This is a genomic window from Candidatus Hydrogenedentota bacterium, from assembly GCA_013359265.1.
In the GTDB taxonomy this organism is placed as follows: domain Bacteria; phylum Hydrogenedentota; class Hydrogenedentia; order Hydrogenedentales; family SLHB01; genus JABWCD01.
In genome coordinates this window covers 84,330-97,882 of the sequence record JABWCD010000015.1, presented here as the reverse complement: position 1 = coordinate 97,882, position 13,553 = coordinate 84,330, and the positions used below count along the sequence as shown (strand labels likewise).

Annotated in this window: 12 protein-coding genes; 5 read left to right on the top strand and 7 right to left on the bottom strand. The window is 61.6% G+C overall.

Translation table 11 applies throughout. From position 1 onward, the window contains the following. The first annotated feature begins 19 nt into the window (after positions 1-19). The gene (locus HUU46_14575; GenBank protein ID NUM54868.1) at positions 20-769 is read left to right on the top strand and encodes a YebC/PmpR family DNA-binding transcriptional regulator; all 750 of its coding nucleotides are present in this window, start codon (positions 20-22) and stop codon (positions 767-769) included. 5 nt (positions 770-774) lie between these two features. Then, on the top strand, positions 775-1,263 hold the full coding sequence (gene ruvC, locus HUU46_14570) for a crossover junction endodeoxyribonuclease RuvC (protein NUM54867.1): 489 nt from the start codon (positions 775-777) through the stop codon (positions 1,261-1,263). 10 nt (positions 1,264-1,273) lie between these two features. Here the strand turns inward: ruvC and HUU46_14565 are convergent, their stop codons facing one another. The 7 genes from HUU46_14565 to HUU46_14535 all read right to left on the bottom strand — a co-directional run bounded on the left by HUU46_14565 (position 1,274) and on the right by HUU46_14535 (position 11,142). Next, the gene (locus HUU46_14565; protein NUM54866.1) at positions 1,274-2,629 is read right to left on the bottom strand and encodes a sigma-54-dependent Fis family transcriptional regulator; all 1,356 of its coding nucleotides are present in this window, start codon (positions 2,627-2,629) and stop codon (positions 1,274-1,276) included. 2 nt (positions 2,630-2,631) lie between these two features. Then, entirely contained in the window at positions 2,632-3,828 is a 1,197-nt protein-coding gene (locus HUU46_14560) for a PAS domain S-box protein (GenBank protein NUM54865.1), read from the bottom strand. Further along, entirely contained in the window at positions 3,797-4,228 is a 432-nt protein-coding gene (locus HUU46_14555) for a hypothetical protein (GenBank protein NUM54864.1), read from the bottom strand. Before HUU46_14555 ends, HUU46_14560 begins: the two co-directional genes overlap by 32 nt. Continuing rightward, a complete protein-coding gene (locus tag HUU46_14550; GenBank protein ID NUM54863.1) occupies positions 4,229-7,465 on the bottom strand; it encodes a tetratricopeptide repeat protein in 3,237 nt (1,078 codons plus the stop codon). A gap of 268 nt (positions 7,466-7,733) precedes the next feature. After that, positions 7,734-8,648 carry a dihydrodipicolinate synthase family protein gene (locus HUU46_14545; protein ID NUM54862.1) on the bottom strand — a complete coding sequence of 305 codons (915 nt, stop codon included), beginning with the start codon at positions 8,646-8,648 and terminating at the stop codon, positions 7,734-7,736. A gap of 87 nt (positions 8,649-8,735) precedes the next feature. Beyond that, positions 8,736-9,701, bottom strand: a complete 966-nt coding sequence (locus HUU46_14540; GenBank protein ID NUM54861.1) for an alpha-E domain-containing protein — start codon at positions 9,699-9,701, stop codon at positions 8,736-8,738. Positions 9,702-9,705: 4 nt separating this feature from the next. Then, positions 9,706-11,142: a circularly permuted type 2 ATP-grasp protein gene (locus HUU46_14535; GenBank protein NUM54860.1), complete on the bottom strand. Its 1,437-nt coding sequence runs from the start codon at positions 11,140-11,142 to the stop codon at positions 9,706-9,708. Positions 11,143-11,342: 200 nt separating this feature from the next. Between HUU46_14535 and HUU46_14530 the strand changes: the two genes are divergently transcribed. Genes HUU46_14530 through HUU46_14520 form a run of 3 tightly spaced genes read left to right on the top strand, consistent with a single transcriptional unit; the run spans position 11,343 to position 13,522 of the window. Beyond that, a complete protein-coding gene (locus tag HUU46_14530) occupies positions 11,343-11,525 on the top strand; it encodes a (4Fe-4S)-binding protein (GenBank protein ID NUM54859.1) in 183 nt (60 codons plus the stop codon). A gap of 9 nt (positions 11,526-11,534) precedes the next feature. Further along, positions 11,535-12,308: a prolyl oligopeptidase family serine peptidase gene (locus HUU46_14525; GenBank protein ID NUM54858.1), complete on the top strand. Its 774-nt coding sequence runs from the start codon at positions 11,535-11,537 to the stop codon at positions 12,306-12,308. Continuing rightward, positions 12,305-13,522, top strand: a complete 1,218-nt coding sequence (locus tag HUU46_14520) for a hypothetical protein (GenBank protein NUM54857.1) — start codon at positions 12,305-12,307, stop codon at positions 13,520-13,522. Before HUU46_14525 ends, HUU46_14520 begins: the two co-directional genes overlap by 4 nt. Positions 13,523-13,553: the final 31 nt, after the last annotated feature.

The following is a 13,553-nucleotide window of genomic DNA, read 5'->3' as shown; positions in this document are numbered from 1 at the left end:
GCCGCGCAGAAGGGTAGTCATGTCCGGACATAGCAAGTGGAGCACCATCAAGCGCAAGAAGGGCGCGCTGGACGCCAAGCGCGGCAAGATATTCTCGAAATTGGCCAAGGAAATCACCGTCGCCGCAAAACTCGGCGGGGGCGACCCGAACGCGAACCCGCGCCTGCGCACGGTACTGCTCGCCGCGCGCGGACAAAACATGCCCAAGGACAACATCGATCGCGCCATTAAGAAAGGGACCGGCGAAATCCCCGGAGTCGTGTACGAAGAGACGCGCTATGAGGCCTATGGCCCCGCGGGCGTCGCCGTCCTCGTGGATGTCCTTACCGACAACAAGAACCGCACCGTGTCCGAGATTCGCCATATCTTCACGAAGAACAATGGCGCCATGGCTGAGGCGGGCGCGGTCGGTTGGAATTTCGACCGCAAAGGTCTCATTACCGTTGCGAAAACAGGCTTGACGGACGACGAAATCTTCGAGAAGGCCATCGAGGCCGGCGCCGAAGACGTCGACACCGATGGCGACATGTACGAGTTGAAGACACTCGATGCCGACCTTCACGCCGTTGTCAACGCGCTCGAGCAGATGGGCATCAAGGTTGAAGAAGCGAAACTGACCATGATTCCGAAGACGACGGTTAAAGTCGAGGGCGCAAACGTCGGAGCGATTCTGCGGCTGATGGAATCGCTCGAAGATAACGACGACGTGCAAGATTTCTATGCGAACTTCGATATTTCCGACGAGGACATGGCCGCGGCCATGAACTAGCCCGCATGCGCGTGCTGGGGTTCGACCCGGGTACCGCGACGACCGGCTACGGTGTCGTCGAGGGCAAGGGCACGCGGCTCACGCACATTGCGCACGGCGTCATCTCGACCCCCGCGAATACGCCCTTCTCCGCGCGCCTGCACACGATCCACGAGGAAACCGCGCGCCTCATCGCTGAATACCGCCCCGACGCCGTCGCGGTAGAAAAGCTCTACTTCTCGCGCAACGTGACCACCGGAATTTCCGTGGCGCAATCGCGCGGCGTCATCGCGCTCGCCGCGGAAATGGCGGGCCTGCCGATCGGCGAGTTCAGCCCGCTGGAGGTGAAGAACGCCGTTGTCGGCTACGGCAAGGCGACGAAGCAGCAAGTGCAGAACATGATCAAGATTCTGCTCAACCTCGACGCGGCGCCTCGCCCCGACGACGCTGCTGACGCACTCGCACTCGCCATTTGCCAAGTACACGCGGGAAAAATCACGCGGTCACTCGAATGACCGCTACCGGTTAACGCCCCTGGTATTCCTTCAGCTTGTTGCGCAGGGTGCGCACCGATATGCCAAGCACCTCCGCCGCGTGCGTGCGGTTTTGGTTGTACTTTTCAAGCGTGCGCAGAATCAGCTCCTTCTCCATGTCGCCAACCGTCGTCCCAATGCGCACGGTCACGCTGTTGCCGTTACCGCGATTGGCGCGGGAAGGTCCGAACGAGAAATGTTCCGGTCCGAGCACGCGCGCGGACGACAGTACCACCGCGCGTTCGACCGTGTTCTGCAACTCACGCACGTTGCCGGGCCAGTCGTATTCGATAAACAATTCGACTGACTCCGGCGCGAAGCCGGTAATGGGCCGGTTGTTCTCCTGCACGTAACGCTTGAGGAAGCAGTCCATCAGCGCGGGGATATCTTCTTTGCGCTCGCGCAGCGGCGGCAACACAATGGGGATTACGTTGAGCCGGAAGAACAGGTCTTCGCGCAACTGGCCTTTTTCGACGGACTCCTCGAGATTTCGGTTGGTCGTGCAGATGATGCGCGTATCCACCTTGATCGGCGTGCTGCCGCCGACGCGCTCGAACTCGCGTTCCTGCAGCGCGCGCAGCAGCTTGGGTTGCAGCTCTATCCCGATCTCGCTGACCTCGTCCAGCAACAACGTGCCGGAATCGGCCAACTGGAACCGGCCTATCTTGCGTTCGTGCGCGCCGGTAAACGATCCCTTCTCGTGTCCGAACAGTTCGCTTTCGAGAAGCCCCGCGGACAGCGCCGCGCAGTTAACCTTGATGAACGGACGATCGCGCCGCGCGCCGCCGAAGTGGATCGCGCGTGCCACGAGTTCTTTGCCGGTCCCGCTCTCTCCTCGGATGAGGATTGTCGCTCGGCTGTCCGCGACCTTCTGGACTTGCTCGTACACGCGCTGCATCGCCTCGCTCGATCCGACCATCGCGGAGAAATCATAACGCCTGTTCAGTTCCGCGCGCAGGTACTGGTTTTCCTGCGCGATACGCTCGCGCTCGAGCGCGCGCGACACGGCGAGTTCCAACTCGTCGGGCGTGAACGGTTTCATGATGTAGTCGAACGCGCCTTCTTTCAGCGCGGTTACCGCAGTGTCCACCGTCCCGTAGGCTGTCATAATGATGCACGCCGTCGCGGGCGAATGCGCGCGGATGGCCCGCAACACTTCGATACCGTCGATTGGCTGCATCTTCAGGTCCGACACGACGACATCGAACGTCTTCGCGCCGGCCATCTCGATGCCTTCGCGGCCGTTCGATGCGATCGATACGTCGTGCCCCGCGCGGACAAGCGCTTCCTGCACGTACTCGCGCATCAACGACTCGTCGTCGATTACCAGAATTGCTGCCTTAGCCATATTCACTCCGCCCGCGGTAACGCGATAGTAAAGGTGGACCCCGCGCCCGGCGCGCTCGTCGCCGCTACACGACCTCCATGTGCCTCGACGATTTTCAACGCGATTGCCAGCCCAAGTCCTGTGCCTTTTTCCTTCGTCGTGAAGAACGGCGAAAATATCTGTTCCAATTGCCGCGGCGTCATGCCACACCCGTCGTCGATTACGCGCAGTTCGATCCATCCATCCACCAGCGCAGATTCAATCCGAATCTGACCGTCCTGCTGGATGCTTTGCACGGCGTTCAACAGCAAATTCAGCAGCACCTGCCTCAGCTTGTCGGGGTCGCCGGCAACATGCACAGACCCACTTACCGCATTCTCGATCGATAGAGTCCGTGCGCCACGGTCCACATAGCTGAGCGCGGACGTGACCAATTCGCGCAGCGGAACCGATTGCCGCCGGAGTTGCAGCGGCCGCGTAAACTCGAGCAGATCGGTGACGACGCGTTCGAGTGCCTTTGCGCCAGCAAGGATTTTCTCGACGAGCCGCGCGCGGGGATCCTCGTCGACAATATCGCGCGCAAGCAACGCGGCAAACCCGCGAATGCCCCCGAGCGGATTGCGAATTTCGTGCGCGACCGTCGCCGCCATCTGTCCAATCGCCGCAAGGCGATCCTGATGTTGTAGCCGTGTGCGCAGGGATTCGATCTCGGTTTGGTCCTGAAAAACCTTTACTGTGCCGATGCGCCGTAGCGATCGATCGAACAGCGGCGAATCGCATTCGCTGACCCGCACCGCGCGTCCGTCCTCCGCGCGCAATTCCCGCCCGTGCCGGCCGGACGGCACGGCAAACTCGCGCCCAAACACGTCGATAAACGGCTGGCCGACGGCGTCGCGCGCATCGTAGCCGAGCACGCGACTCGCCGCGGTGTTGAACGTGGTCACGATTCCCAGCGTGTCAACCGCAATGACGCCGTCGGACATGCTTTCCATGATCGAACTAAGGTAGTCGGTCGTGATTGCGAGTTCGCGGTTCTTCGATTCCAGTTCGCGATCGAGCTCTTGGAGGCGCGCTTCGAGCCGGCGATAGGACTCTTCCATCGTCTGCGTCGTGCGTGTGAAGATTTCGAACGCGTCCGCGAGGGCGCGGATGTCCGCGTCCTGCCCAAACGGCGTCAATCCTTGCGCGCTAGGCGCGTTTGTCGATGCGATCGAATTCACTGGGGTCGATGGTCCTGTACCGGTCGATTACGTTTTGTCCGCGCCGGATCGCCTCCCACTCGCGTTTTACGGCCTCGCGCCGTTCGCGCGCGTTACCCGCTGCGACGGTTACGAATTCCTCGAGGCGCCCGGCGAGGCGCGCCGCCTCCGCGGCGAGCGCGCGGACCGGCGCATACTCTTCCGCGCCGTGCAACTTCGAATTCCATTCGCGCAGCAGCGCGTGAAACTCCTGTTCGAGGGCGGCGCTTTCGCGCGCATGGGCGGACGCGAGCTTCTCGGCGTCCTCCAATTCGCCCGCGTTCAGCAGCGCGAGAATTTGGTCCTGTTCCGCGAGCATTTGCTTGTAAAGTGCGATTTGCCGCGCGAAATAGTCGCTGATGCGCTCGACGATGCCCGTCATCTACCCGCCCTCGGCGATCACGGCGCCGCCGCCGCGCAAGCGTTGTTCGAGCCGCGCATACTCCGCCTTGATACGCGCATCCTCCGCGTAAGGCGTATCGCCCGACGCGAGCTCGTCCAGGATGGGAATGCTGCTCGCGTAATCGTCCAGTTTCAGCATCGCGTTCGCACGCTGAAACGTGGCCCAAAGCGCATCGCCCGACGGCGCGGTCGCCTCGCCGGCGGGTTCCTCGTCGTCCTGCGCGGGTTCCGGCGCCGGTGGGACTGCGAGCGCGTACGCGTCCAACGCTCCGCGGTAATCGCCCGCGTTAAACAATGCGTCGCCCCACAGCGCGGCGGTTCGCTGCAATCGCTCTCGTTCTTCCGGGTGTTTCTCGACGTAGGTGTCGAAATCGCTCACGAGGATGCGCGCGTGCGCCGTCTTGCCGGTTTCGAGGCAGGCCCGCACGAGGTACTCGAAGTCTTCGGGTGTCCGCTCGACGGGATACAGCTCGAACGCCTGTTGCATCTTGTCGAGCGCCGCCACCGCGTCGAGGTCAAGCATGGCGCGGCCTTGCGCCATGAGAAAATCGAAACCGGCTTTTGACGGCAACCGTGCCGTGTCCACTTTACGAATCACGGGAAGCGCGGAACCGATCGCCCCATTTTCGAGCAACACAGTCGCCGCGTGCGCGAGCGTTTCCGGATCGGTTGCGAGCGAGGCGACCTGTTCGTACGCGGCGGTCGCACGCTTCTTCAGGCCGAGGTCCGTATAGATATCGCCGAGGGCGGACTGAATGGCGAGTTGCTTGCTGGACGCATTGGGCGCTTCGGTCAGCGCCATAAGCCGATCGATCGCGCCCGCGATATCGCCGGCCGCATACTGCTCGCGGCCCAATGCGACGCCTGCCTCGACTGCCTGCTCAGTGTCCGGATATTTCTCGATGACCTTGTTGAATACTTCCAGCGCTTTTTCTTTTTCCGCAAGTTCCGAATACTTCCGGCCGGCGTCGAGCAAGACCTCGGGATCGTTCGCGCCCAGTTCGTCGGCCTTCACCAGCGCTTCGGCCGCGGCCCGCGTATCGTTCGTCTTGCTCAGCATCAGCGCGCGGTTCTTTGCGACGGCCGCGTTCTTGTCGAAACGCTCCGCCGCCTGTTGCGCCAGGTCAATCGCCTGCCGGGAATCGCCGCTCTCGTCCATGGCCTTGGTCAGCTCGACAACAGCCTCAGGCACGCGCGAACTATCAGGAAAGAAATTGAGCAACTCACGCGCCACGCGCACGGCGTCAGCCGGTTTGCCGGCCTTGCGGTAGGCCTTTGCGAGCTCCACGTACACGGCGTCATTGCCGTCCACTGTTGTCGACGTTTGCAGCCGGTTCTCGAGCGCCCGGATCGCGCCTGGCGTGTCGCCCGACGCATCGGCAATTCGCGAAAGCGCAAGTGCCGCTTCCGCGCCGACACGCGATTCCGTCCGCTCCGCCGCTACCGTCGCATACGTCGCGATTGCGTCGGCCACGCGGCCCGTGGACTCGTAGCACTTCGCGAGCATCATCTGCGCTTCGCTCTTGTGCGGCGAATCGGGAAAATCCTGAACGATGCTCGTCAAGGCCTTCTCAGCGTCATCGAAGTAATTCAATTGAAACGCGAGCCGCGCGAGCTGCAGAAGCGTGTGGTCCCGGTTTGGTGTGGTGGGATAGTTTGTCAGGATGCGCTCATACGTGTCCCGCGCCGTGGTGATGGCGCCGGTTCGTTCGTACAACTCCGCCTTCCACTCGAGCGCCTCCGGGTTGCGGGAGTACTTTGGCGCGAGCGCGATGACGTCCTCGATGTTCTTCAGCACCGTCTCGATATCGACCGCTTTTGGCTTTGGCGGCAACGATCGATAGCCGGCCTCGACGTGCAAGAAGCGCGCTTCGTTCAGCAGCAGACCCGGTTCCGCATGGCGGATTGCCGCGCCCAGCTCCCGCATCGCGCTCACGTATTCCCCCTTTCCCATCAACTCGCGCGCGACTGCAATAACTTCTTCCAGGTCGCGGTGTTCCACTTCGGCGGCCGGTTTTTCGAGTGTTTCCGGAGTGGCCCGCTGTGACCATAAGTACGCAAAGGTACCCGTTCCCACCACAAGCGCGGCCGCGATGGACGCCGCGACCTTCGCGGGGAACTTTGCATCGCGATTGAGCCGCCGTTGCACGACGGGAGAGGCGTCTTCTGCCGGCTCCCGCGCCTCGTCGGCCGGCTCACTGACGAGCGACACTTGCGGAGTCGGCATCGAGATGCCTAAATCGGCAAAATCGTCGTCCGAAAGCGCGACGGCCTCGGCCTCGCCTTGTTTCAGGTCCACGCCTTGCGGGGCCGATGCGGCCTTGGGTGGCGCTTCCGGCGTCGCCGCGGCCTGCGCAGCCTGCGCCAAGAGCGAATCGATCAAGTCTTGCGCGAGCGGCTGTTCGCCTGCCGTCGGGTCCGGCACGGCGGCGGCAAGGTTCTCAAGGCCAACGTTCGCCTGCGCGTTCTCGCGCGCCGCACGTTCGACGGGGTCGTCTTCATCCGTCCGCGTCGCGATGGGTAGTGGCGCGACGGGTTCGGCCCGCTCCATCGGGTGCGCAGCAAGCAGGGCCTCCAGCTCGGCTTGCCCCAGCGTTACGGGCGCGGCATCCACGCTAATTGCCGCCTCAGACGGATCGACCGGTTCGATGGGCGACAGCACGGCGTCCAGTTCGCCGCCGCCCAATTGCTGTTCCGGTTCGCCACCGGAAATCAGCTTGTCCAATTCCGATTGAGTCAGAGTGGCATTGTTCTGGTCCATACCCGCCAGCGGGGTGTCGTCGCCCAACGCATCCGCTGCGTTGCCCGACGCGGCCAAGGCGTCGATATCGGCCTGTTCGACTTTTCGCAATGCCTGTTCGGCGGCAGCGAAGTTTGTCGGGTCCGCTTCGGCTGCTGCCAAAAGCCGGTCGATCTCCGACTGGTCAACAGCCTGGGATTCCTGCGGCGGCTGCGTCGAGGATTGCGATCCCGACTTTTGACCATGCAGTACCGCGTCGATCTCGTTCTGGGACAAGAGGCCGAGGTCATTTCCGGGCACGAACGGTGGCGGGGCAGGGACGTCCTCGGGCCTAAGCTTCACGTTGCCGGGCGGTGGGGCTGACTTGGTCACCGACTGCGCCTGCGCCAAGGCTGCGTCTATCTCGTCTTGGTCGATGAAACGAGGAACCGGCGATGAGCCACCGCTCGCCGGATTACCGGTGTTAGGTCCGCTCATGTCCCCTGAACTCCGTGCCGAGATTCCCACTGCCAGCAAGGCACGAACCGTGCCGACTCGCCAATTCGCTTCATCGCACAATATATAGTGGTATTCACAGGCATAGTGGCATATCTTGCCCTATGCTAGCAGAATGCTTTAGATGAAGCAAGAAAAATCGGCAAATTTTTCCATCGACATCGACAGGTAATCGGCAATACTTTCCCAGAAGGATGGAACTGTGCAGAAGTTGCCGACCCGTCGCGTCGGCAACTGAGGCGTGTCGAGGCTACCCGATGACAGCGCGAAGGTCGTTTTCTATTTCGACTGCCAGCGCGATGAGTTCTGCCGCTCGGCGCTCCTGATAGGCGTCGAAGGGCGTAATCGGATTCCGCACGCGCGCTGTCGCGTAGATGCCCTGCGTGTGCAATAGGCGTTTGAAGAAGTGAATCGAGATGTCGAGATGTTGGTTCGAGAAAGCGAGAATCGGGCAGAGCCGATGAAACAAGGCGACTGCGCCGCTGCGGTCATCCTCAGCGTATTGCGAGAATATGCGCGCATACGCGCGGTGCAATCCCGTGGGCATGAACGCGTGTACGCCGCGGTCGAGTCCTTCGATCATCTGCGTCACTGCCCACCCGCCGGAAACGTGCAGGCGCCCCGCCGTTGCATTCAGCACATTTGTGTACTTTGCGCCGGCATTAGCAGTCTCTATCTTAAGGCACCGAAACGACTCTACCTCGTCGAACAATTGGACAATCAAGGGAAGAGGAAGTCCGCTTCCGGTGAAATCCCAGTCTTGCAGCATAAGAAAGTTGGGCTGCAACTCCGCCAACCCGTGCACGTCGCGGCGGTAGGATTCATCGCTTTCGTACGGAATGCTGACCAATATGCCCGCACAGCCCAATCCGATTAGGTCGCGCGCCGCCGCGAGCCGATCGGACTGACAGGGCGCGGATGCGCCGCCGATGACCGGCACCCGTCCCGACGTGGTCGTTACCACGCAGTCGACAACGGCCAACCGCTCGTGCGCGGAAAGCTTGCCTACCTCGGACGCCATCGCCGGAACGAGAAAACCCGCCACGCCTGCATCGATCGCGTAGGCTACGTTTCGACGGACCCCATCGAGGTCCAACGTGTCGTCACTAAGGAATGGCGTATTGAGGACGGTGACAATACCACGAAGTTCGAGCAGTTCTTTCATATGGCCCGATTATCGCGGAGAATCGGGTGCGATTACGAGCAGCGTGAAGCAGGAAGCGTGCGCGCCCCTCGGTATCGTGATGCCGAATTACCTGCGCACCGGTTCCACGGGATGCAGCGCAAAGTACGTATCGAAGATCGCGTCGCCTACCTTGTTGAGCTTGAGCTGCAAATCGTCGAGATACTCGTGCAATCCTTCGGTGACAATGGATTGAATATCGGCGTACGCCAGTTCCGAAGCGAGTTGGCCGATGCGTTGTTCCGCCCTGTTGCTGAAGGAGTCCTCCGGCGTGTGTGAGATGGCGTGGAGCGAGTCTTCCGCGGCATGCACGCAATAAAGCACGGCGCGCGGAAACTCGCGGTCGAGCACGAGAAACTGCGCAACGCGGTCGGGCTCGATGCTGCCGTGGCGTTTGCGGTAGGCCTCGAACGCGCTCACCGAACGCAGCAGCGCGGACCACTGGATGGAATCGAAGGCGTCGCCTACGTCGACCCGGGACGGCAACGCGAGAAAGGTCTTGACGTCCAGAATGCGCAGCGTCTTGTCCGCCCGCTCGATGAACCGGCCAAGACGCGCGAAGTGCCAGGCTTCCCCGTGCGGCATGCAGTTTTCGGTAATGCCGGTGAACAGGTGGCTTTCGCTCTTGACTTGTTCGAGAAATTCGTGCGGCGAATCGAAGAACGAACGCATTTGCACGGCTTCACGTACCATGATGTAGAACGTGTTGACGTGCTCCCAGATTTCCGACGGAATAATCTCGCGAATCGTCCGCGCGTTCTCGCGCGCAGCGCTAAGGCACGAGAGGATCGAGTTTGGGTTCAGGGTATCGAAGGCCAGGAAGCGGAGCGCCGTTTCGCGCGTCGGTTTGCCCAACCGCCCGACGAACGCGTCGTAGTCACCGGTCGTCTGAATCGGCGCTTCCCACTGCTCACCGTTCATCGACGGCAGGTCGAGGTGCAGATGGTAATTGACGTCGACGAACCGCGCGACATTGTCCGCGCGCTCGATGTATCGGTTCATCCAGTAGATCGAATCGGCAACTCGGCTCAACATACGGCTACTGCTCCTCGACCACCCACGTGTCTTTGCTGCCACCGCCCTGCGACGAATTCACCACCAGCGATCCCTTCTTGAGCGCCACGCGCGTGAGCCCGCCCGGCAGCACGTAGATGTCCTCGCCGTACAAAATGTACGGGCGCAGGTCCACGTGACGGCCTTCGAAATGGTCGTCGACGATCGTCGGCACGCGAGACAGCGACAGCGTGGGCTGCGCGATGTAATTCCGCGGGTTAGCCTTGATCAAATCGGCAAACTTGGCGCGGTCCTCGGCGGACGCGTGCGGCCCGACCAGCATCCCGTATCCGCCGGATTCGTTGGCGGCTTTTACGACCAGTTTGTCGAGATTGGCGAGGACATGGTCCCGCTCCTTGTCGTCCCAACAGACAAAAGTCGGCACGTTGGGAATGATCGGGTCCTCGTTTAGATAATACTTAATGATCTTCGGCACGTACGCATAGATGACCTTGTCGTCCGCCACACCGGTTCCCGGCGCATTTGCAAGCGCCACCCGGCCCGCTTTGTACACGTCCAGAATACCCGGCACCCCGAGCATCGAATCCGGCCGGAACGCCATCGGGTCGAGGAAATCGTCGTCGATCCGGCGGTAGATGACGTCCACGCGCTCGAACCCCTTCGTGGTGCGCATGACCACGTAGCCGTCTTTCACCAGCAGGTCGCGCCCTTCAACGAGTTCGACGCCCATCTGCTGCGCAAGAAACGAATGCTCGAAGTAGGCGGAATTGTAGATGCCGGGGGTCAGCACGACGACTTTCGGGCGCGCCACGCCTTCGGGCACCAGCGAGATCAGCATGTCCAACAGGCGCATCGGGTAATCGACCACCGGACGCACCAGCAACGCCTCGAACACGAGCGGAAACGTCTGCTTCATTACGTCGCGGTTTTCGAGCACGTACGACACGCCGGAAGGGCAGCGGAGATTGTCTTCCAACACGTACACGGTGCCGTCGCGGTCGCGTACGAGGTCCGTGCCGGTGATGTGGCACCACACGCCGCGCCGCGGGTTCAGTCCGATGCACTGCGAACGAAACGACGAGGCCGATTTGATCACGTGCTCCGGAATCACGCCATCGCGCAAGATTGCGCCGTCGTGATATACGTCGTCGATAAACTTGTTCAGGGCGAAAATGCGCTGCTTCAGGCCCTTCTCGATGCGCTCCCATTCGCCGGCCCTGACGATGCGAGGGATGATGTCAAACGGGAAGATTCGCTCCGTGCCCGCGTTGTCGCCGTAGACGTTGAATGTGATGCCCATTTCAAAGAGCGTTCGCTCCGCGGCGTGTTGGCGTTCGCGCAACAAATCGGTGCCGAGCAAATTGATCTTCTCGACGAGCACCTGTGCCCCGGGGCGGGGCTCGCCCGGCGCCTCGAACATCTCGTCATAGAACCCCTCGGGGTCGTACGCGCTAAAACCCATGCGTATGCATTACGCTCCACATCCCGGAAAGCCCACGTGGCGGCGCTGAAGGCTCCTAGCGCGAAAGGCGGGTCCACGTGCTGCGCCATTGATACGGCGGAAGTATACATGGGGGGCGGCGGATTTCCAACAAACTGGCGCGTGGCGGTTGCATTGCGAACCACCGCCGGGAATACTACTTCCCAGTGGAGGTGTGAACCATGCTCAAAGTTACGTGGGACGAGGATACCTGCATCCACAGCGGCGATTGCTGCACGCTGCTACCCAAAGTATTCCGCGAGGAGAACGACAAAATCGTCATCGACAATACCCAGGCCGCCGAGGACGCGATCCGCGACACGGTCCATCGGTGCCCCTCGGGTGCGCTGCGCATCGAATCGTAGTGTCAAGCGATGCAGCCAGGTAATACGCGACGGCGCGGGTCTCGCGCAGCCGCAGCCGCAATCGCTGTCCTAATCCTCGCCGGCATGAACCTGGGCTGCCCCCGGCGTGACCCCGTCACGGCAGGAAACTTCGCGCACCGCCTGTATCGATACCAGATACAAGTCGGAGGAGAGAAGCCTTGGTACATCGTATACGTACCGGACAATTACGACCCTGCGACGCCAACCCCCCTGATTCTCTATTGGCACGGCCTGTTTCAAGCGGGGACGGATGGCGCCGCGCCGTACCGGGACGGAATCGGGCTCGCTCTCGATTCGCACCCCGAACTGTACCCCTGCCTTGTCGCGCTTCCGCAGCTACCCTATTTCATTTCCATAGAGGACGGAAACGCGATATTCAACGCGGTCCTTGAGCAACTCAAGCAGGACTACAGCGTAGACCCGGAGCGCATCTACGTTGCGGGTGCGTCGACCGGCAGCATCCGGGCGATGCATTACGTCATCGACACGCCGGACATCTTCGCGGGTTTGTTCGCCATTGCCGGTTCGGTCGACGTGGAGTATGCACCCATGTTGACCGACATTCCGATCTTCATCGCCCACGGCGACGCGGACCCGGCGACGCCCGTCCAGACATCCCGTGATTTGGTGGATGCGATCAGGGAATTGGGTGGCACCGTCGAGTACGTCGAAATTCCCGGCGCGGACCATCAAATCTTTTACATGACGTATTCGCGCCCAAGCCACGTAAACTGGCTGCTGTCCCAGCGCCTAAACCCATGAAGTTCGTCTTCTTCCCGCTCTCTCAGGTTCTCGCGCACGTATCCCGGAGTTACGAGGTCGCGCGTGTCCTGCGCGACCGCGGACACGACGTAGTGTTCGCGGCCGAAAATACGACGCACCATCGTTCCCGAATGGACATTGTGGCGAAGGCGGCTTTCAACACGGTACCCGTGCGTGAGCCCAACTTCTCTTACCTCTGGGAAAGGATGACGACAGCGGGATTTCGCGGGACCGTGGGCGCCGTCTGCTCACCGGCTAAATGGATGCCCGTTGGCGAGATCATGGAAAGCCAGGTCGAGGTCATCAAAGCGGAACGGCCGGACGCCGTGGCCGGATTCGCAACGATGTCCATGAGCAACGCCGCGTATATCGCCGGCGTGCCCGCCGTCAACGTATACAACGCCTACTATATCGACGGCATTCTCTCTCGCCGGATGTGGCGCTTTTATTGGGACGCCTACGATGCCGTGTTTCTCGCGGCAAAACGCCGCGGCGTGTACGCGAAACACGGCAAACCCGCAATACGCGCCGTCGACTTATTCCTGTCCGTACCGCTGCTCTCGCCGGACCTGCCCGGCATGTACGAGACGAGCGGCGTGTTGCGCAACGCGCGCATGACAGGACCGATCCTGTTCGACTATCCGGCGCCGGCGCCTGACTGGTTTTCGGAATTGGACGACGGGACGAAAAACGTTTATCTCACGATGGGCTCGACCGGCGTCCTGGACGTCGTGTTGCGGGCCGCGCTCGATTCGCTTGCGAAGCTGCCATACCGTTTCATCGTTACCACAGGCGGACAAGTCGATCGCGGCGCCCTGGGCGATCTGCCCACGAATTTCCGCATGACCGATTTCGCGCCCGGCGCGGAGATTCTGAAGCGGTGCAGTGCCCTCGTCTTTCACGGTGGAAACGGCAGCATGTACCAGGCGCTGCAGCACGGCGTGCCTATGCTCGCCGTGCCCACGCACAACGAACAACGCATCAACGCGCGCATCGCTGCGGGTCACGGGTTCTGCCGCATATTGGAATTGCGCGACGCGGTGAACGGAATGCTTGCAGGCGCGGTTCGCGAAATCGTCGAGAGCGAATCGTGCCGATCGTCGGCGCAACGCATGGCGGGACTCGTACGAGCGAGCGATGGCGCAAACACCGCGGCTGATATCATCGAAAACACGGCGCGTGAAGGACGGCCGCCGGGCGCAGCATCGAATTAGGCCACCCGGCGCTCAAGGTTTCGCGGCATGA

Bases quoted from the DNA above. Each gene is read 5' to 3' on its own strand.
- HUU46_14575 (NUM54868.1), top strand. From the start codon at position 20: ATGTCCGGACATAGCAAGTGGAGCACCATCAAGCGCAAGAAGGGCGCG.
- ruvC (NUM54867.1), top strand. From the start codon at position 775: ATGCGCGTGCTGGGGTTCGACCCGGGTACCGCGACGACCGGCTACGGT.
- HUU46_14565 (NUM54866.1), bottom strand. From the start codon at position 2,629: ATGGCTAAGGCAGCAATTCTGGTAATCGACGACGAGTCGTTGATGCGC.
- HUU46_14555 (NUM54864.1), bottom strand. From the start codon at position 4,228: ATGACGGGCATCGTCGAGCGCATCAGCGACTATTTCGCGCGGCAAATC.
- HUU46_14550 (NUM54863.1), bottom strand. From the start codon at position 7,465: ATGAGCGGACCTAACACCGGTAATCCGGCGAGCGGTGGCTCATCGCCG.
- HUU46_14545 (NUM54862.1), bottom strand. From the start codon at position 8,648: ATGAAAGAACTGCTCGAACTTCGTGGTATTGTCACCGTCCTCAATACG.
- HUU46_14540 (NUM54861.1), bottom strand. From the start codon at position 9,701: ATGTTGAGCCGAGTTGCCGATTCGATCTACTGGATGAACCGATACATC.
- HUU46_14535 (NUM54860.1), bottom strand. From the start codon at position 11,142: ATGGGTTTTAGCGCGTACGACCCCGAGGGGTTCTATGACGAGATGTTC.
- HUU46_14530 (NUM54859.1), top strand. From the start codon at position 11,343: ATGCTCAAAGTTACGTGGGACGAGGATACCTGCATCCACAGCGGCGAT.
- HUU46_14525 (NUM54858.1), top strand. From the start codon at position 11,535: ATGCAGCCAGGTAATACGCGACGGCGCGGGTCTCGCGCAGCCGCAGCC.
- HUU46_14520 (NUM54857.1), top strand. From the start codon at position 12,305: ATGAAGTTCGTCTTCTTCCCGCTCTCTCAGGTTCTCGCGCACGTATCC.